Source organism: Micromonospora sp. NPDC005257 (genome assembly GCF_042872445.1).
In the GTDB taxonomy this organism is placed as follows: Bacteria; Actinomycetota; Actinomycetes; order Mycobacteriales; family Micromonosporaceae; genus Micromonospora.
Window position 1 is genome coordinate 74,958 of the sequence record NZ_JBIAKL010000013.1, and the last position, 17,353, is coordinate 92,310.

The window sequence follows — 17,353 nt, forward strand, 5'->3', positions numbered from 1 at the left end:
CGGCGCCGAGGGCCCGGCCGACGGCGGTGCGACCCCGGGTCAGCACGACGGTGGCGCGGACGGCGGCGCCGAGGGCCCGGCCGACGGCGGTGCGACGCCGGGTCAGCACGACGGTGGCGCGGACGGCGGCGCCGAGGGCCCGGCCGACGGCGGTGCGACCCCGGGTCAGCACGACGGTGGCGCGGACGGCGGCGCCGAGGGCCCGGCCGACGGTGGCGCGACCCCGGGTCAGCACGACGGCGGCGCCGACGGCAGCGCCTGACAGATGAGCACCACGCACGTCGATCCGCCGGGTGGCCACGGCCGCCCGGCGGTTCCGTCCTCCGCGACCGAGGCGCTGGCCCGGTGCGTGGCGGTGGATCCGGCGAAGTTCGCCGCCGACCACTGGGGGCGCAGCCCGCTGCTGTCCCGCGCCGCCGAACTGCCCAACCCGCACGGCTTCACCGACCTGCTCGGTCCCGCCGACGCCGACGAGCTGCTCAGCCGCCGCGGCCTGCGTACCCCGTTCCTGCGGGTCGCCAAGGACGGTCAGCTCGTGCCGGCGGCGCGGTTCACCGGCGGCGGTGGCGCGGGCGCCGAGATCGGCGACCAGGTCCTCGACGAGAAGGTGCTGACGCTGTACGCCGACGGCGCGACGCTGGTGCTGCAGGGCCTGCACCGCATCTGGCCGGCGATCGTCGACTTCACCCGCGACCTGGGCGCCGCGCTGGCCCAGCCGTTGCAGGTGAACGCCTACCTGACCCCGGCCGGCAGTCAGGGCTTCGCCACCCACTACGACACCCACGACGTCTTCGTGCTCCAGGTGGACGGACGCAAGCACTGGCGGATCCACCCGCCGGTGCTGGCCGACCCGCTGGAACGCCAGCCGTGGGGCGGCCGGGCCGACGAGGTCGCCGCGACCGCCGAGGGCCGCCCCGAACTGGACGTGGTGCTCGAACCGGGCGACGCGCTCTACCTGCCGCGCGGCTGGCTGCACAGCGCCCAGGCGCAGGAGTCCAGCTCGCTGCATCTGACCGTGGGTATCCGGGCGCTGACCCGGTACGCGGTGGTCGAGGAGCTGCTCGCGCTCGCCGCCGAGGACGTGCGGCTGCGCGCGAGCCTGCCCTTCGGTCTGGATCTGGCCGACCCGGACGTGATCGAGCCGGAGCTGACCGAGACCGTCGAGGCGCTGCGCGACTGGCTGCTGCGCGCCGACCCGGCGGCGGTGGCCGGCCGGCTGCGGGCCCGGGTCTGGCCGGCGTCCCGCCCGGCCCCGATCCGCCCGCTGGCCCAGGCCGAGGCGCTGGCCCGGCTGACGCCGGACAGCGAGGTCACGGTGCGCGGAGGCCTGCGCTGGCAGCTCGCCCCGGCCGCCGACGGCCGGATCACGCTGCGGGTGCCGGACCGGACGCTCACCCTGCCCGGCACCTGCGAGGCGGCGCTGCGCGCGCTGCTCAGCGGCGAGGTGACGAGGGTCGGCGACCTGCCCGGCCTGGACGACGACGCCGACCGCCTGACGCTCACCCGCCGCCTCCTCAAGGAGGCGGTCCTGGTCCCCGCCTGACAGGCGATCGTGAGGCCGACCGGCGCGCTGCGACGGCGTGTCGCGTCGCCGACCTCGTGACCAATCAGCGGGCGTACGTCGCGGTCAGCAGGAGCAGGGTCGTCACCAGACCCGAGGCGGCCACCAGGATCATCGGGCGCGGGGTCAGCACCGCGTGCCGCCGGTCGGCCAGCAGCCGGGCCGGCGCCAGCCCGATCACCGGACCGAGCAGCGTCACCACCAGGGCCAGCACCGGCAGGCCCACCGCCAGGTCGCCGCTGGAACCGGCGCCCAGCGCCCGCGCGCCCACCCCCAGCGCGTACGCCACCAGCGCGCCGCCGATCCCGCACGCGATCAGCAGCGGGTTCACCGAGCCGGGCAGCTCGCCCGGCGCCCCGGTGCGCTCCAGCAGTTCCCGGACCGCGCGCAGCAGCGGCACCGGATCCCCGGCGGCGCCCCGGACCGGGCCGGGCGGGTCACCCAGCCGCCGGGTGCTCCCGCCCAGCCGGGCCCGCAACTGCGTCCACAGGTGAGCGACCTCGCCGTCGACGCGCTCCACCAGCAGGGCCGCCTCGGCCGCCTCCTCCTCGGCCTGCCGGACCTGCTCGCCGGCCTCGGCGACCGCCCGGTCGGCGGCGGCCACCTGCTGGGCGTACCAGGTGTGCGCCTCGGCCCGCTGGGCGGACACCCGGGCGGTCAGCTCGGCGAGCCGGCGGATCTGCGCGCTGTACGTCTCACTGGCAACCGGTTCGTTCATCGGGAGGGACCATAAGGGATGATCACCTGTCCGGTGCGGTGCACCGCCCGGTCGAAGTAGAGACCGCGCCACGGCCGGGGATACCAGTCCGGGCCGCCGCTGCCCGGATAGAGCGAGGAGCCCAGCTCGCCGCCCTGCACGTCCAGCGCCACCCAGGCGCCGATCTGGTCCGTGCGCGCGCCCGCGCCGCCCAGGTCCACGCGCATCCGGGCCACGCCACGCCACCAGGCCAGCACGTGCGTACGCCGTTCCGGCCCGTCGTGCAGGATCCGGCGCAACTGCTCCAGCCCGGTACGCGTACCGGCCTTGCCGGCCAGCGCCGCGGCCGCCGCGTCCACCGCGTACAGCAGCAGGAAGTGCGGGGTATGCGTCGCGCCCGGCGCGCCCAGTCCGTCGCCCACCTCGGCCATCAGCTCCGGCACGGTCTCCTCGTCGTACCAGGAGGCGTCGCCGGCCAGGTCGTCGTACAGGGCGCGGGCGGCCGGGTCTGCGTCCGGGTCCAGGCAGGCGATCGAGAACCGGGCGGTGCCGGGCCGGTACTGCCGGGCCAGCGAGCGGGCGGCGGCGTCCAGCACCGCGCACGCGTCGTCCACCCGGGTGCCCAGCACGGCCAGGTTGCGGCCCGGCGCGCGGGGCAGCCGCAGCGCCGCCGAGCGGGACTGCACGTCGATGATCTCGCCGAGCAGCGCCACCGGGCTGCGCGGCACGCCCTGCTCCGGCGCGGTCAGCGCGCGGAAGTCGGGCGCGTCGTCCAGCCTCGGGATCGCGTCGCCGTCGAACAGCCGGGCCGGCGCCGCGTCCTGCGGGCGCATCCGCCACAGCCGGTGCTGAAGCTCGCTCCACGTCTCCCAGTCGCTGGCCGACGGGATCCGGGCCACCTCGTTCCCCTCGGCCAGGCCCGACTCGGCGTTGATGACCGCGTGGTGGCGGGGCAGCGACTGCGCGGCGTCGTTACGCTCGGCCAGGATGCGCAGCGCCTTCGGCAGCGCGATCCGCAGCGTGAACTGCGCGACCAGCGCGGGCCGTCCCCACAGCGCCTCGATGCCGCGCACGTCCTGCGACGCGAGCACCAGGTGGATGCCCTGCGACCGGCCCCGCCGGGCCAGGTCCTCCAGCAGGTCGGCGGCCTCCCGGGCGAGCACGTCCCGGCCGGCGAGCAGCGCCTGGAACTCGTCGACCACCGCCACGATGCGCGGCCAGTGCCCGTCCGGGTCCACCGCGCGCAGCTCGGCCAGCTTGGTGACCTCGTGCTTCTTCGCCGCGTCGGCGCGCCGGCGCAGCTCCTCGGCCAGGAAGCGCAGCAGCGCCAGGCCGAACTCCCGGTCGGTGTTGACGTTGATGCCGACCAGCCGCATGTGCGGCAGCCAGCTCGGGTCGCGCCGGCCCTGCGCGAACCGGGCGAAGGACACGCCCTCCTTGAAGTCCAGCAGATAGAACTCCAGCTCGGCGGGGGAGTAGCGGGCGGCGAGCGCGCCGATCCAGGCGAAGATCAGGTTGGTCTTGCCGGTGCCCGACGGGCCGCCGATCAACGCGTGCGGCGGGTAGTCGCCGAGCGTGAGCAGCACCTGCCGCCCATGCGGGCCCTCGCCGACCGGCGCGGTGAGCCCGTGCGCCGAGTCCTCCCGCCAGTACTCCTCCGGAGGCGGGAGCAGGTCGGTGAACGGCGTCGGCGGCGGGCCGGCGGCCACCCGGGACGCGACGGCGCGGCAGGTCTCGGTGACCAGGGCGGGCGGCGGCGGCGCGTCGAGCACCACCGGCAGCCCGGCGATGCGGGCGTCGTCCGGCTCCACGGTGATCCGGGTGACAGTCGGGTCGTCGGGCAGCTCGATGCCGCGGACCACCAGGTGCACGCCGCAGGCCGCCCCGGTGCGGACCACCCGGTCGAGCTGGCCGCGCTCGTGCCGGGACAGCTCGTCGCCGCCGAGCAGCACCGCCACCCGCCACGGCTCCGGGCGGCGTCCGGTGGCGGCGGCCAGCTCGCGCAGCGAGCCGTACTCACCGGCGAGCACCGTGGCGTTGATCCGGCGGATCTGCTCCACCAGGTCGTCCAGCAGCCGGCCCAGCCCGCCCGGCCCGACGAACGTGAGCAGCCCGGCGGTGCCCAGCGGCGCGAACCCGGCCAGCCCGCCACCCAGGTGCTCCGGGTCGTATCCGTACAGCCGTACCGCGCCCGGGTCGGCCCGCCCGACCGAGCGCAGCAGCAGCGCGGGCACCACGGCGGCCAGGCCGGCCCGGTCGCCGCCGGCCAGGTGCGCGTGCCCGACGTCCAGCAGCGGGACCAGCGCCGGCACCGGTTCGGCGCCGTCGAGGCGTACCGTGCCGATGCGCGACGCGCCCGGCGGCTCGGACCGGCCGGCGGGCGTGGCCTGCCAGCGGTCCCAGGGCGCGGACGCCGCGCCGGGCGCCTCCCGCTGCGCCGCGGCGGCGGCCCGCCGGGCCAGCTCGGCCAGGCGGGCGGTGTGCCGGGCGTCGATCTCGGCGAGGCGCCGGTCGCGCGCGGCGCCCACCCGGGCGGGCACCGCCGCCGCGGCCCGGCGGGTACGGGCCAGCCGCTCCCGCCCGGCGGCCAGCTCGGCCTCGGCGGCGGTGAGGCGGGTACGGGTGGCGCCCAGGGCCTCGGAGAGCATCCCCCGGGCCCGCGTCACCAGTTGAGCGCGGACGTCAGGCACGGGGCGGCTCCGGTTCGTCGGTGTCCTTCGGCAGGTCCCGGCCGAGCCGGTCGAGCAGCACGGCGGTGAGCACCCCGGCGGTGACGGCCGGGTCGGCGGCGTGCGGCTGCTCCGCGTCGTCGCCGCGGCGCGGCGGGGGCATCCGGCAGACCCGGGTCAGCAGCGTGTCCAGCACCGGCGGCGGCAGCCCGGGCAGCAGGTCACGGACCCGTGAGTCCAGCGCGCCGCGCAGCCGGGGCAGGTCGTCCGCGCGGGGCGGATGGCCGAGCAGCTCACCGGCCAGCTCGCGCAGCAGCGGCGGGGTGATCGCGGCCAGTCCCAGCCCCACGTCGGCGTGCGCCCGGCGCAGCTCGCGGCGCAGCCGGTCCCGGTCGCCCGAGCGGACGCCGGCGACCACCCGGCGCAGCAGCTCGTGGGCGTCCCCGACGCGCTCGTCCGGCTCGTCCGGCGGCCCCTCCCGGCCGCCGGTCAGCTCCGCCACCCGCACCGCCCACCAGCGCCGTACCGCCGGCTGTTCGCCCGGCTCGGCGGCCGGGCCGGGCGCGGGCGGGTCCTGGCCGCGTGGCGTGTCGTGCCGGGGCCGCCCCTCGCCTTGCGGCGTCGGGCGCGCGCCGTCGGGGGCCAGCCCGATCGCGGCCAGGTACGCGGTGAGCTGCTCCTGCGCCACGCGCAGCGCGTAGCCGGCGGTCTCGGCGTGCTCGGTGGCCGAGGACAGCTCCGGCACCCCCATCGGGTCGGACGACTCCTGGCGCACCCAGCGCAGCCGCTCCTGCGCCTGGCCGAGCTTCTCCAGCGCGGCGGCGAGCTGCGCGAGGGGCAGTTCCTCGGCGGCGGCGCGGACCTGCGCGCCGATGTCCTCGACGATGGACACGGCCGGGCCTCAGAGCGTCGCGACGTAGAGCTGTGCCTGCTCCACCGCGACCAGTGTCGCGGCCAGGCACTCCTCCAGTTCCTGACCGGCCTGTGTCAGCGAGGCCTGCGCCGCCTCGACCGTCTCGTGCCCGCTGCCCTCCAGCGCGCCGGCCAGCGTCTGCTGCGCCTCGGCCAGCTTCTCGCCGGCTGCCTGCACCGCTGTCTGGCCGTCACCGATCTGCTGGAGAGCGACATCGATGGCTGCCTTCAGCTCGGCAACGCTCGCCACGGGGACCTCCTGAGGGCGAAAGAGATCTCCATTACAACCCATCGGAACGGGTGGACGAACATCCACCCTCGCACCGTTGCGACCCGCGTGTCCGGTTCCCGCCTTGACGTGCGCGAAGACCCTGACCGCCGGTCCCGTCGGCGGGCGCCGTGGTCCCGGCGGCGGGACCGGCCGGCTAACGGCCCAGCCAACGCGGGCCGCGTACCTCCGCACCGAGCGCGGTCACCCGCTCGCGCAGTCCCCGGTCGGCGGTGACCACCACCCGCCGCCGGTCCGGCGCGGCGGCGACCAGCTCGACCACCGTGTCGTCGCCGGAGCCGGGCGCGGACACCACCTCCACGCCGGGCGCGGGCGGTGTGTGCCGGGCCGCCCCCTCCACCACCAGCACCACCCGCACCGGCGGCGGCAGCTCCGGCGGCACGCCCGCCTCGCCGACCGGCGCCAGCGCGTCGCGCAGCCGCGCCGCCGCGCCGGCCCGGTCCCGCCACCAGCCGTCCGGGCGCGAACCCACCACGTTCGCCCCGTCCACCACCAGCAGCGGTCTGTCATCCATGCCCCCAGCCTGCCATCCGGTCGCGTTTGTCGCGCCGACCGCCGGGTAGCCACCGCCGACCGTGCCGCGCGTGCCGGGCGCCGGTCGTGCCGACTGACTGCGGAGGACGATGATGATGGGACCGGGCGACTTCGGCAACGACCCCTGGGACGAGTTCCTGGCCCGATACTTCGGCCGGGGCGAGGGGGGACGCCGACCGGCGCACCGGGTCGACATCACCCGCCTGATGACCGCTGACGCCCGGGAGATGCTCGCCGACGCGGCCCGCCGCGCCGCCCAGAAGCACAGCAACGACCTGGACACCGACCACCTGCTCTGGGCGGCGTTGCAGCGGGAACCGCTGCGCGACCTGGTACGCCGGGCCGGCGCCGACCCGGACGCGCTGCTCGGCGCGCTGGGCGGTCACGGCGACGGCGCGCCGCGCGGCGAGGTGCCGCCGAACCTGTCGCTGACCCCGGCGGCGAAGCGGGCGCTGCTGGACGCCCACCAGCTCTCCCGCGCGATGGGCGCCAACTACATCGGTCCCGAGCACATCCTGATGGCGTTGCCGCTGAACCCCGAGTCGCCGGCCGGCCGGATGCTCGCCGCGGGCCGGATCCAGCCCGAGTCGTTGCAGGCCGCCAGCGCCGAGCGCGGAGCGGCGACCGCCCCGCGTCCCGATCACGGAACCCCCACGCTCGACCAGTACGGCCAGGACCTCACCGAGCTGGCCCGGATGGACCAGATCGACCCGGTGATCGGCCGGGCCGACGAGATCGAGCAGGCCGTGGAGATCCTGTCCCGGCGGACCAAGAACAACCCGGTGCTGATCGGCGAGGCCGGTGTCGGCAAGACGGCGATCGTGGAGGGCCTGGCCGAGCGGATCTGCGACGGCGACGTGCCGCAGACGCTGATCGGCAAGCGGGTGATCCAGCTCGACCTGGCCGGCCTGGTCGCCGGCACCCGCTACCGAGGTGACTTCGAGGAGCGGCTGAAGAAGGTGATCGACGAGATCCGCGCCCACCGCGACGAGCTGATCATCTTCCTGGACGAGATCCACACGCTGGTCGGCGCGGGCGGCGCCGGCAGCGAGGGCGGGATGGACGCGTCGAACATGCTCAAGCCGGCCCTGGCGCGCGGCGAGCTGCGGGTGATCGGCGCGACCACGCTCGACGAGTACCGGCGCAGCATCGAGAAGGACGCCGCGCTGGCCCGCCGGTTCCAGCCGGTGCTGGTGCCCGAGCCGGGGGTGGAGGACACCGTCGCGATCCTGCGCGGCCTGCGCGACAGGTACGAGGCGCACCACCAGGTCCGGTTCGCCGACGAGGCGCTGGTCGCCGCCGGTGAGCTGTCCGACCGGTACATCACCGACCGGTTCCTGCCGGACAAGGCGATCGACCTCATCGACCAGGCCGGCGCACGGGTGCGGCTGCGCACGCGTACGCCCGCCGAGGACGTGCGTGAGCTGGAGCAGCAGCTCGACGAGACCCGCCGGGACAAGGAGCAGGCGGTCTCCGACGAGCAGTACGAGCGCGCCTCCGCGCTGCGCGACCGGCTTGCCGAACTGGAGGAGCAGGTCCGCCGGGCCCGCGGCGACGAGGGACCCAACCACGTGCCCGAGGTGGGGCCGACGGAGATCGCCGAGGTGGTCTCCCGGGCCACCGGCATCCCGGTCACCCAGCTCACCGAGGAGGAACGCGACCGGCTGCTGCGCCTGGAGGGCCACCTGCACGAGAAGGTGATCGGCCAGGACGACGCGGTCAGCGCCGTCGCCGAGGCGGTACGCCGGTCCCGCACCGGGCTGGCCGACCCGGACCGGCCGATGGGCAGCTTCCTGTTCCTCGGCCCGACCGGTGTCGGCAAGACCGAACTGGCCCGCGCGCTGGCCGAGGCGCTGTTCGGCGAGGCGGACCGGATGGTCCGGGTCGACATGAGCGAGTTCCAGGAGCGGCACACCGTCAGCCGGCTGGTCGGCGCACCGCCCGGGTACGTCGGCTACGAGGAGGCCGGTCAGCTCACCGAGGCGGTACGGCGTCGCCCGTACGCGGTGGTGCTGCTGGACGAGATCGAGAAGGCGCACCCGGACGTGTTCAACATCCTGCTCCAGGTGCTCGACGAGGGACGGCTCACCGACAGCCAGGGCCGAACCGCGAACTTCAAGAACACCGTGCTGATCATGACCAGCAACCTCGGCTCGGAGCTGATCACCGGCACCCAGCGCACTGTCGGCTTCGCCACCGGCGCGCCCGGCGAGCGGGAGGGCGACGAGCTGCGGGAGCGGCTGATGCGCCGGCTCCAGGAGAACTTCCGCCCGGAGTTCCTCAACCGCATCGACGAGGTGATCGTCTTCCAGCGGCTGGAGGCCGAGCAGCTGCGCCAGATCACCGGGCTGCTGCTGGAGGAGACCCGCCGCCGCATGCACGCCCAGGACATCCAGGTCGACTTCAGCACGGCGGGCGTCGACTGGCTCGCCGAGCACGGCTACCAGCCCGAGTTCGGCGCCCGCCCGCTGCGCCGGGTGATCCAGCGCGAGGTCGACAACCGGCTGTCCCGGATGCTGCTGCAGAACGAGGTCTCCCCGGGGCAGAAGGTCACCGTGGACACCCGCGACGACCAGCTCGTCTTCGACGTCACCGCCGGTGAGCGGGGCTACACGCCGGCCACCACGTCCCATCCCCGATGACCGGGCGGGGCTCGTCCCGGCCGAGCCGGGACGGCCGCCACCGAAGGACCGGAGGGCGGACATGACCGAACCCGAGGAAGTCACCGACGACGACACCGGGGCCGGCGAACCGATCGAGGCGACCCCGACGGCGAACCCGTCCCGGGTGCGGGTGCCGCCGGAGGGCCAGAGGCAGCACACACCGAACGAGGGCGAGCCGGCACCCGGGCCGCCGCCGGCAGAGGAGGCGTGATGGTACGCGAGGCGCGACTCGACCCCGAGGTCGAGGTGATCTGGGACGACTTCCACGCCGAGGTGAACGTGTCCTCCGAGACGCTGCGGCAGTGGCTGCTCACCCGCGGGTCGGGGGAGGAGGCGTTCGGCCCGAACCCGGACCTCGACCTGCCCGAGCCCGGCCGGCAGATCCTCGCCGTGCTGCGCAAGCGCAAGGTGGACCTCACGCCGGAGGACATCGAGGTGATGCGGGAGGCGATCAGCCGGATCCGGGAGCTGACCGCACAGCGGCCACGCCGGGGCAACGCCGACGACGAGTGGCGCCACGCCCTGCTCGACCTCGGACACGACGTGCTCGCCGAACGCTGAGCCGGCACGACGGCGCCCGGGCGGATCACCCGCCCGGGCGCCGTCGGCTACTCCGACTCCAGGCTGGGCAGCCGCAGCCCGGCCGCGTCCGCCGCGGCCTGCCGGTCGGCTCGGGCACGTTCCTCGCGGCTGAGCAGGTCGGCGTACTCGGTCACGTCGGCCGGGCCCGGCACCTCCGGCAACCGGCGCAGGAACGCCTCCACCTCGGCGGCGGTGGTGGTGTGCGCGGCAGCCGCCTGGCGCAGCAGTTCCCGCTGGTCGGCGGCCGGATACAGATCAGTCATGTCGCCGGTGATACCCGGGTTCAGGCGATTCGCACCCCGCCCGCGCCGTTGGGCTGCACGCCGAACGCCGGGTGCGCCAGCAGCCAGCCCAGGTATTCCGGATGGTTCGCCAGCGCGTCGGTGTACGCCGCGACCGCCGCCGCCAGCACCGGCTCGGCCACCGCGGCGGCCGGCACGTCCGGGTGCCAGCCCAGCAGCAGCCGCCAGCGCAGCGGCGTGCCGGCCAGCCGGCGGGTGACCAGCCCGGCCACCGGACGGAACGTGGCCTGGCACAACGCCACTGCCTCGCCGGCGTCCACCAGGTCCAGCGCGGCCCGCACGTCCGCCTCGTACACCTTCTTCGGGGTGAAGCCGGAGCGGGCGCAGGCGGCGGCGAAGCAGTCGCCGAAGCAGCCGTCGCCCGGCGCGGCCACCCACCGCTCCCGCCGCAGTTCGACAAGGTCGACCTCGTCGCGGCCGGCCAGCGGGTGGGTCTGCGGCAGCAGGACGCAGATCGGCTCGACCGCCACCTCCCGCCAGCTCAGCCCGAACCCGGCCGACGGCGTCGAGTCGCCGCACACGCCGGTCAGCGCGAAGTCGAGCCGCCCACCGGCCACCATCTGCGCCAGCTCGTCCACCGACCAGGAGCCGTACGTGGTGATCTGCGCGTCCGGCCGATCGGCGGCGAGCCGGTGCACCAGCCGCCCGAGGATCGGGCTGTTCACCCCGCCGAAGCGGTAGCGGCGCAGTGGATCGCCCGCGCCGGCCATCCGGGCCGCCTCGTCCCGCAGGCCCTTCATCGCCGGCAGCAGCACCCGCGCCCGGTCCAGCACCAGCTCACCCAGGGCGGTGGGACGGGCGCCGCGGCGGTCCCGCTCGAACAGCGGCCCGCCCAGCGCCCGTTCGATCCGCTGAAGCTGGGCGGTCAGCGCCGGCTGGGCCAGGCCGAGCGCCGAGGCGGCCTTGGTGACGCTCCCCGTCTCCGCGATCGCGCAGACCACACGCAGGTGTCGCAGCTCCAGATCCATACCGTGACGGTAGGACCACGAACCGATGCGCGGAAGGGGCGATCGGCTCACGCCTGGCGACGGTGCTCCAGGTCACTCAGCCGGGTACGCCGCCCGGTGACCGCGTCGCGCACCTTGTCCAACACCCCGACCGCCGGTTCGACGATCTTGTTCCAGGGCGGGGTGGCGGGCGTGCCGGGGTGCGGGCGGGTCGGCGCCGCCTCCTCCGCGATCTCCCACCGGTTGCCCAGCCGGATCAGCTCGGCGTCGCTCGCCACCTCGCGCAGCGGCGTGACCAGGGCGGCGACGCGGCTGACGTGCCGGCGTACCCGCTCGGCCACGTCGGCGACCGCCGGATCGTCGGCGCCGGACAGCTGCTTGAGCGCGGTCAGCAGCCCGGCGTCGGCCTCGATCTCCCGCTCGACCAGTCCGGCGGCGTCCGGCATGGCGACACGGGCCGCCGGGAACAGGTACTGCTCCTCGGCGGACAGGTGCCGGGACACCGCGGCGGTCAGGACGTCGAGCACCTCACGCCGGGGGGCGGCGTCCAGCGCCGGATCGGTGACCCGGTCGGCCAGCTCCAGCAGCGCCCGGTGCTCGGTGTCCACGAGGTCGGCGACGCTTCGCCCGCCCGGCCGGTACGCGTCGTCGGCGGCGGGCGGCAGCGGCGGCAGGGGGACGGTCATGGTGCCCTCCTCGTGACGGCCGGAGTCGATGTCCGGGCGGTCCGGCGGTACCCGGCCGGGCGATTCGCGAAACCGCCGCCCCAGCACCGGCGGCCCGCGCCCACCCACCTGCTGGTATAAGGAAGCGATGACGAGCGACGCCGCCCCCGCCCGACCCGACGCCACCGACGAGGTCGTGGACCTCTGCCGCGACCTGCTGCGCATCGACACCACGAACACCGGCGACAACGACACCAGCGCGGGGGAGCGGCGCGCCGCCGAGTACGTCGCGGAGAAGCTCGCCGAGGTCGGCCTGGACGCCGAGATCCACGAGTCGGCGCCCGGCCGGGCCAACCTGGTCGCCCGGATCCCCGGCACCGAGCCCGGCCGCGACGCGCTGCTCGTCCACGGCCACCTCGACGTGGTGCCCGCCGACCCCGACGAGTGGTCGGTGCACCCGTTCTCCGGCGAGATCCGCGACGGCTACCTGTGGGGCCGCGGCGCGATCGACATGAAGGACTTCGACGCGATGGTGCTCGCGGTGGTCCGCGACTGGCAGCGCACCGGCGTCCGCCCCCGGCGCGACGTCGTACTCGCGTTCACCGCCGACGAGGAGGCCGGCAGCGACTACGGCGCGCACTTCCTCACCCGGCGCCACCGCGACCTGTTCGACGGCTGCACCGAGGCGATCGGCGAGGTCGGCGGCTTCTCCTACTCGGTCGACGAGCAGCGCCGCCTCTACCTGATCGAGACCGCCGAGAAGGGCATCGACTGGCTGCGCCTGCACGCCAAGGGCCGGCCCGGCCACGGCTCGATGGTGCACGACGACAACGCCGTCACCGCGCTCGCCGAGGCGGTCGCCCGGATCGGCCGGCACCGCTTCCCGGTGGTGATGACCGACACCGTACGGGCGTTCCTGGCCGAGGTGTCCGACGTGCTCGGCATCGAGATCGACCCGGACGACCCGGAGACCGCGATCGCCAAGCTCGGCCCGATCGCCAACATCATCGGCGCGACCGTCCGCAACACCGCCAACCCGACCCGGCTGGCCGCCGGCTACAAGGACAACGTCATCCCCGGCCGGGCCACCGCCACCATCGACTGCCGCAGCCTGCCCGGGCAGAGCGAGGAACTGGAGCGGCAGCTGCGCGAGCTGGTCGGGCCGGACATCGCCATCGAGTACGTCCAGCGCCAGCCGGCCCTGGAGACCACGTTCGACGGTGACCTGGTGGCGCGGATGTCGGAGGCGCTGCGCGCCGAGGACCCGGGCGCCCACCCGGTGCCGTACATGCTCTCCGGCGGCACCGACGCCAAGGCGTTCTCCCAGCTCAGCATCCGCTGCTTCGGGTTCGCGCCGCTGCGGCTGCCCGCCGACCTCAATTTCTCCGGCCTGTTCCACGGCATCGACGAGCGGGTTCCGCTGGACGGACTACAGTTCGGCGTGCGGGTTCTGGACCGCTTCCTCCGTACCTGCTGACCGCGCCCCCGCGGCGCCGCCGGCGCGGAACCCCCCCCATCGCGAAGGGACTGCCACACATGACCGACCAGCACGGTGAGCTGGACGCCGCCCTCGAGCGGGTGATCGACGCGGCTCGCGCGCACCTGGCCGCCGTCCGGGCCGCCCAGGGCCGGATCGACGACGACGCCGTCTGGCAGGCGTACGTCGCGTTGAACAACGCCTCGTTCGCCTACGACGAGCAGCTGCTCGACGCGTTCGGCGAGGTGACGCCCTGGGACGTGGAGTCGATCGACCCGGACGAGGCCGACGAGCGCTTCGGCGCCGTGGAGGGCGGCGAGCCCACCGATCCGCACCCGCGGGTGATCTCGGTGCGGCAGCGGCGCGACTACCGGGTGCCGAGCGTCGCCGCGCTGCTGCGCGCGGCCGAGGCGGCCCGCCGGGAGGGCACCCCGGAGGACGACGAGCCGGCGCCGGTGGAGGGGGTCGGCGAGGCGGTGCTGGAGCTGCTGCAGAGCGGCGACGGTTCGCTGTCCGCGCTCGACGTGCCGGAGCTGGAGCCGCTGGACGGGGTGGTGATGGTCAGCGAGGTCGGCACCCCTGTCGACCTCGAGTCGTTCGACGACGACGATCCGGTCGGCCCGTTCCAGCCGGCCGCCGACGACCGGCTGGTCGGCCGGCTCGACGAGCACCCGTTCATGGAGCTCGACGAGGAGCACGACCACGCCCACTAGGCCGTACGCGTCCCCGGGGCCGCGCCACGCGTGCCCCGGGGACGGGCCCGCTCAGTACGACAGGCCCGGCTGCGACTGGTTGACCAGGCGGCGCCGCAGCACCACCTGCCGCGTGCCGTCCCGGTAGAGCCGCACCCGGGCCAGCTCCCAGCCGGAGAACTCGGCCTGGATCGCCAGCTGCGCCGCGGCGGTCAGCCGATCGACGTTCGAGGGCAGCCGCAGCGGCGCGTATTCGTAGTCCATGCCCCTATGCTGCCCAGGTCGCGGACCCTCCGCCACCCCCTGCGGGTGACCCCGGTCGCCCGGCGGCTCAGCCGTCGCGCTCCGGGTAGCCCACCGGCACCGCCGACACGTCGTCCAGCGCCGTCACGATCTCCTCCGGCAGCGTCATCCGCTCCACCTGCAGCGCGCCGAGGAGCTGCCCGACGGTCCGGGCGCCCAGGATCGGCGCGGTCACGCCCGGCCGGTCCCGCACCCAGGCCAGCGCCACCTCCAGCGGCGACACGCCGAGCCCGCCGGCCGCGATGGCGACCGCCTCCACGATGCTGGAGCAGCGCGGCTCCAGGTACGACGCGACGAACCGCTCGAAGTGTGGCGACACCGCCCGCGAGTCGGCCGGGCGGCCGTTGCGGTACTTGCCGGTGAGCACGCCCCGGCCCAGCGGCGACCAGGGCAGCACGCCCAGCCCCATGCCGGCGCAGGCGGGCAGCACCTCCCGCTCCACACCGCGCTCCAGCAGCGAGTACTCCACCTGCGCGGCGACCACCGGGGCACGACCCGGCCAGGCGGCCTGCCAGGCGGCCGCCCGGGCGGTCTGCCAGCCGGAGAAGTTCGACACCCCCACGTAACGCGCCTTGCCGCTGGACACGGCGTGGTCCAGGGCCGAGAGCGTCTCCTCCAGCGGGGTGTCCGGGTCGTACCCGTGCACCTGCCACAGGTCGACGTGGTCGGTGCCGAGGCGGCGCAGCGAGGCGTCCAGCGTGCGCAGCAGGTGCCCGCGCGAGCCGTCCCGGCGGCGGCTGCCCGGCCGCAGGCCCGCCTTGGTGGCGATCAGCAGCTCGTCGCGGTCCACCAGGCTGCCCAGCAGCGAGCCGATCACCGACTCGGCGTCGCCGTCGGCGTACACGTCAGCGGTGTCGACGAGGTTGCCGCCCGCGTCGAGGTAGCTCTTCAGCTGGGCGGCCGCGTCGTCGGCATCGGTGTCCCGTCCCCAGGTCATGGTGCCGAGCGCGAGCCGCGATACCGCCAGCCCGCTTCGGCCGAGCGGTCGCTGTTGCATGCGTGAACCTTATTTCGAACCCGGCGTCACGGATATCCTCGCCGCAGTCAACTTCCCGCGCGACCTCCACCCGGTGTGACATGTTCGGGGCGAGCCGGACGTCGAGGGCGCACGCTCATTGCGTAACCTGATGCGACCTGTGGTGCGGACGGTGGGAGGATCAGTGCGACTCGGGCTCAACCTCGGATACCAGACGGCGTGGAGCACACCGTTCGACCACCTGGCGCTGGCCCAGGAGGCGGACCGGCTCGGCTACTCGGTGGTGTGGGCCGCGGAGGCGTACGGCTCGGACTCGCCGAGCATGCTGGCCTGGATCGCCGGGCAGACGGAACGCATCGACGTGGGCGCCGCGGTCATGCAGATCCCGGCCCGTACCCCGGCCATGACCGCGATGACCGCCGCGACCATCGACACGCTCTCCGGCGGCCGGTTCCGGCTCGGCCTGGGCGTGTCCGGCCCGCAGGTCTCCGAGGGCTGGCACGGCGTGCGGTTCGCCAAGCCGCTGGCCCGCACCCGGGAGTACGTCGACATCGTCAAGCTCGCGCTGGCCCGCAAGGAGGTCGCGTACGACGGCGAGCACTACACGCTGCCGCTGCCCGACGGACCCGGCAAGGCGCTGCGGCTGGGCTTCCACCCGCCGCGCGAGCACATCCCGATCTACCTGGCCGCCGTCGGCCCGAAGAACCTGGAACTGGCCGGCGAGATCGCCGACGGCTGGCTGGCCGTCTTCTACTCCCCGGAGTTCGCCGAGGAGCACCTCGCCTCGGTCCGGGCCGGCCGCGCGGCGGCGGGCAAGGAGCTGGCCGGCTTCGACGTGGTGCCGTCCGTGCCGGTCGTGGTCGGCGACGACATCGCCACCTGCGCCGAACTGGTGCGCTGGTACGCCGCGCTGTACGTCGGCGGCATGGGCAGCCGCAAGCAGAACTTCTACAATCAGCTCGCCACCCGGATGGGCTACGGCGACGCGGCCCGCGAGGTGCAGGACCTCTACCTGGCCAAGCGGCAGCGCGACGCGGCCGCCGCCGTACCGATGGAGTTCATCGACCGCACCTCGCTGCTCGGACCCAAGGAGCGCATCGCCGAGCGGATGCGGGAGTACGCCGCCGCGGGCGTGACCACGCTGTCGGTGTCGCTGTTCGTGGCCGACCAGGAGAGCGGGGTGCAGACCCTGCGTACCGTCGCCGAGGCGCTGGAGCTGTCCGGAGTCGGCGAGTGACCTGGATCGAGGCCGTCGTCCTGGGCCTGGTCCAGGGACTGACCGAGTTCCTTCCGGTGTCCTCCTCGGGGCACCTGCGGATCACCTCGGCGCTCTTCTTCGACCGGGACGCCGGGGCGTCGTTCACCGCTGTCACGCAGCTCGGCACCGAGGCCGCCGTCCTGATCTACTTCGCCAAGGACATCTGGCGAATCGTCCGCACCTGGTGCCTGGGCCTGTTCGACCGCTCGGTGCGCTCCAGCCTCGACTACCGGATGGGCTGGTACGTCATCGTCGGCACCATCCCGATCGGCATCTTCGGGCTGATCTTCAAGGACCAGATCCGCACCGCCGGCCGGAACCTCTGGCTGATCTCCTGCACCCTGATCATCGGCGCGATGCTGCTGGCCTTCGCGGAGTACTGGGGCCGGCAGACCCGTACGCTGGAGAACTTCCGGATGCGCGACGGCGTGGTGATGGGCTTCGCCCAGGCGGCGGCGCTGGTGCCCGGCGTCTCCCGCTCGGGCGGCACCCTGACCGCGGGCCTGCTGCTCAACCTCACCCGGGAGACCGCGGCCCGCTACTCGTTCCTGCTGGCCATCCCGGCCGTGGTGATCTCCGGCGTGTTCAGCCTCCCGGACGTCTTCGAGCCGTCCGCGCCCGGCACCGCCGCGCCGAGCGTGGCGCAGATGGTGGTCGCGACGCTCATCGCGTTCGCCGTCGGGTACGCGGCCATCGCCTGGCTGCTGCGTTACGTCGCACACCACACGCTGTACGTCTTCGTGCTCTACCGGGTGGCGCTGGGCAGCCTGGTGATCTGCCTCCTGGCCACCGGCACGATCAGCGCCACCTGACGTCGTCGTGCGAG

19 protein-coding genes are annotated in these 17,353 nt (G+C 74.9%); 9 read left to right on the plus strand and 10 right to left on the minus strand.

Going from position 1 to position 17,353, the window contains the following annotated elements; all coding sequences use genetic code 11:
• Together ACFYO8_RS24965 and ACFYO8_RS24970 are read left to right on the plus strand one after the other, a co-directional pair.
• Nucleotides 1-262 (plus strand): hypothetical protein (locus ACFYO8_RS24965; protein WP_387257606.1); only part of this gene is annotated, 262 nt, incomplete at its 5' end.
• Nucleotides 263-265: 3 nt separating this feature from the next.
• Nucleotides 266-1,543 (plus strand): cupin domain-containing protein, encoded by a 1,278-nt coding sequence (locus ACFYO8_RS24970; protein ID WP_387189414.1) that lies wholly within the window; start codon nucleotides 266-268, stop codon nucleotides 1,541-1,543.
• Between the two features lie 64 nt (nucleotides 1,544-1,607).
• Here the strand turns inward: ACFYO8_RS24970 and ACFYO8_RS24975 are convergent, their stop codons facing one another.
• The 5 genes from ACFYO8_RS24975 to ACFYO8_RS24995 form a co-directional block, all read right to left on the minus strand.
• Nucleotides 1,608-2,279, minus strand: coding sequence for a hypothetical protein (locus tag ACFYO8_RS24975; protein WP_387189412.1), 672 nt, complete (start codon nucleotides 2,277-2,279; stop codon nucleotides 1,608-1,610).
• Nucleotides 2,276-4,948, minus strand: coding sequence for an FtsK/SpoIIIE domain-containing protein (locus ACFYO8_RS24980; protein WP_387189410.1), 2,673 nt, complete (start codon nucleotides 4,946-4,948; stop codon nucleotides 2,276-2,278). Before ACFYO8_RS24980 ends, ACFYO8_RS24975 begins: the two co-directional genes overlap by 4 nt.
• Complete coding sequence (locus ACFYO8_RS24985) at nucleotides 4,941-5,819, minus strand: hypothetical protein (RefSeq protein ID WP_354871899.1); 879 nt, start codon at nucleotides 5,817-5,819, stop codon at nucleotides 4,941-4,943. The genes ACFYO8_RS24980 and ACFYO8_RS24985 overlap by 8 nt, the downstream gene beginning before the upstream one ends.
• A gap of 9 nt (nucleotides 5,820-5,828) precedes the next feature.
• Entirely contained in the window at nucleotides 5,829-6,089 is a 261-nt protein-coding gene (locus ACFYO8_RS24990) for a hypothetical protein (protein ID WP_013286060.1), read from the minus strand.
• 175 nt (nucleotides 6,090-6,264) lie between these two features.
• A complete protein-coding gene (locus tag ACFYO8_RS24995; RefSeq protein WP_354871903.1) occupies nucleotides 6,265-6,642 on the minus strand; it encodes a hypothetical protein in 378 nt (125 codons plus the stop codon).
• A gap of 112 nt (nucleotides 6,643-6,754) precedes the next feature.
• Between ACFYO8_RS24995 and ACFYO8_RS25000 the strand changes: the two genes are divergently transcribed.
• From ACFYO8_RS25000 to ACFYO8_RS25010, 3 genes are all read left to right on the plus strand, one after another.
• Nucleotides 6,755-9,304: an ATP-dependent Clp protease ATP-binding subunit gene (locus tag ACFYO8_RS25000; RefSeq protein WP_354872122.1), complete on the plus strand. Its 2,550-nt coding sequence runs from the start codon at nucleotides 6,755-6,757 to the stop codon at nucleotides 9,302-9,304.
• Nucleotides 9,305-9,365: 61 nt separating this feature from the next.
• Nucleotides 9,366-9,536: a hypothetical protein gene (locus ACFYO8_RS25005; RefSeq protein WP_354871906.1), complete on the plus strand. Its 171-nt coding sequence runs from the start codon at nucleotides 9,366-9,368 to the stop codon at nucleotides 9,534-9,536.
• Complete coding sequence (locus tag ACFYO8_RS25010) at nucleotides 9,536-9,886, plus strand: DUF3140 domain-containing protein (RefSeq protein ID WP_354871909.1); 351 nt, start codon at nucleotides 9,536-9,538, stop codon at nucleotides 9,884-9,886. Before ACFYO8_RS25005 ends, ACFYO8_RS25010 begins: the two co-directional genes overlap by 1 nt.
• A 47-nt stretch (nucleotides 9,887-9,933) precedes the next feature.
• On the opposite strand, the gene ACFYO8_RS25015 is transcribed toward ACFYO8_RS25010, so the two are convergent.
• Genes ACFYO8_RS25015 through ACFYO8_RS25025 form a run of 3 tightly spaced genes read right to left on the minus strand, consistent with a single transcriptional unit; the run spans nucleotide 9,934 to nucleotide 11,842 of the window.
• The gene (locus ACFYO8_RS25015; protein ID WP_354871912.1) at nucleotides 9,934-10,170 is read right to left on the minus strand and encodes a hypothetical protein; all 237 of its coding nucleotides are present in this window, start codon (nucleotides 10,168-10,170) and stop codon (nucleotides 9,934-9,936) included.
• A gap of 20 nt (nucleotides 10,171-10,190) precedes the next feature.
• Nucleotides 10,191-11,177 carry a LysR family transcriptional regulator gene (locus ACFYO8_RS25020; protein ID WP_354871915.1) on the minus strand — a complete coding sequence of 329 codons (987 nt, stop codon included), beginning with the start codon at nucleotides 11,175-11,177 and terminating at the stop codon, nucleotides 10,191-10,193.
• Between the two features lie 47 nt (nucleotides 11,178-11,224).
• Nucleotides 11,225-11,842, minus strand: coding sequence for a hemerythrin domain-containing protein (locus ACFYO8_RS25025; protein WP_387257607.1), 618 nt, complete (start codon nucleotides 11,840-11,842; stop codon nucleotides 11,225-11,227).
• 127 nt (nucleotides 11,843-11,969) lie between these two features.
• On the opposite strand from ACFYO8_RS25025, the gene ACFYO8_RS25030 reads away from it, so the two are divergent.
• Complete coding sequence (locus ACFYO8_RS25030) at nucleotides 11,970-13,298, plus strand: M20/M25/M40 family metallo-hydrolase (protein ID WP_354871920.1); 1,329 nt, start codon at nucleotides 11,970-11,972, stop codon at nucleotides 13,296-13,298.
• A gap of 59 nt (nucleotides 13,299-13,357) precedes the next feature.
• The gene (locus ACFYO8_RS25035) at nucleotides 13,358-14,011 is read left to right on the plus strand and encodes a hypothetical protein (protein WP_354871923.1); all 654 of its coding nucleotides are present in this window, start codon (nucleotides 13,358-13,360) and stop codon (nucleotides 14,009-14,011) included.
• Nucleotides 14,012-14,062: 51 nt separating this feature from the next.
• On the opposite strand, the gene ACFYO8_RS25040 is transcribed toward ACFYO8_RS25035, so the two are convergent.
• Nucleotides 14,063-14,254, minus strand: a complete 192-nt coding sequence (locus ACFYO8_RS25040) for a DUF5703 family protein (protein WP_030274256.1) — start codon at nucleotides 14,252-14,254, stop codon at nucleotides 14,063-14,065.
• 67 nt (nucleotides 14,255-14,321) lie between these two features.
• A complete protein-coding gene (locus ACFYO8_RS25045) occupies nucleotides 14,322-15,290 on the minus strand; it encodes an aldo/keto reductase (RefSeq protein ID WP_354871927.1) in 969 nt (322 codons plus the stop codon).
• A gap of 163 nt (nucleotides 15,291-15,453) precedes the next feature.
• On the opposite strand from ACFYO8_RS25045, the gene ACFYO8_RS25050 reads away from it, so the two are divergent.
• Nucleotides 15,454-16,506 carry an LLM class F420-dependent oxidoreductase gene (locus ACFYO8_RS25050; protein WP_354871930.1) on the plus strand — a complete coding sequence of 351 codons (1,053 nt, stop codon included), beginning with the start codon at nucleotides 15,454-15,456 and terminating at the stop codon, nucleotides 16,504-16,506.
• Complete coding sequence (locus tag ACFYO8_RS25055; protein WP_354871933.1) at nucleotides 16,503-17,339, plus strand: undecaprenyl-diphosphate phosphatase; 837 nt, start codon at nucleotides 16,503-16,505, stop codon at nucleotides 17,337-17,339. Before ACFYO8_RS25050 ends, ACFYO8_RS25055 begins: the two co-directional genes overlap by 4 nt.
• The last annotated feature ends 14 nt before the right edge of the window (nucleotides 17,340-17,353 follow it).

Bases quoted from the DNA above. Each gene is read 5' to 3' on its own strand.
- ACFYO8_RS25045 (WP_354871927.1), bottom strand. From the start codon at position 15,290: ATGCAACAGCGACCGCTCGGCCGAAGCGGGCTGGCGGTATCGCGGCTC.
- ACFYO8_RS25025 (WP_387257607.1), bottom strand. From the start codon at position 11,842: ATGACCGTCCCCCTGCCGCCGCTGCCGCCCGCCGCCGACGACGCGTAC.
- ACFYO8_RS25015 (WP_354871912.1), bottom strand. From the start codon at position 10,170: ATGACTGATCTGTATCCGGCCGCCGACCAGCGGGAACTGCTGCGCCAG.
- ACFYO8_RS24995 (WP_354871903.1), bottom strand. From the start codon at position 6,642: ATGGATGACAGACCGCTGCTGGTGGTGGACGGGGCGAACGTGGTGGGT.
- ACFYO8_RS24970 (WP_387189414.1), top strand. From the start codon at position 266: ATGAGCACCACGCACGTCGATCCGCCGGGTGGCCACGGCCGCCCGGCG.
- ACFYO8_RS25040 (WP_030274256.1), bottom strand. From the start codon at position 14,254: ATGGACTACGAATACGCGCCGCTGCGGCTGCCCTCGAACGTCGATCGG.
- ACFYO8_RS25000 (WP_354872122.1), top strand. From the start codon at position 6,755: ATGATGGGACCGGGCGACTTCGGCAACGACCCCTGGGACGAGTTCCTG.
- ACFYO8_RS25010 (WP_354871909.1), top strand. From the start codon at position 9,536: ATGGTACGCGAGGCGCGACTCGACCCCGAGGTCGAGGTGATCTGGGAC.
- ACFYO8_RS25030 (WP_354871920.1), top strand. From the start codon at position 11,970: ATGACGAGCGACGCCGCCCCCGCCCGACCCGACGCCACCGACGAGGTC.
- ACFYO8_RS25005 (WP_354871906.1), top strand. From the start codon at position 9,366: ATGACCGAACCCGAGGAAGTCACCGACGACGACACCGGGGCCGGCGAA.
- ACFYO8_RS24975 (WP_387189412.1), bottom strand. From the start codon at position 2,279: ATGAACGAACCGGTTGCCAGTGAGACGTACAGCGCGCAGATCCGCCGG.
- ACFYO8_RS25035 (WP_354871923.1), top strand. From the start codon at position 13,358: ATGACCGACCAGCACGGTGAGCTGGACGCCGCCCTCGAGCGGGTGATC.
- ACFYO8_RS25020 (WP_354871915.1), bottom strand. From the start codon at position 11,177: ATGGATCTGGAGCTGCGACACCTGCGTGTGGTCTGCGCGATCGCGGAG.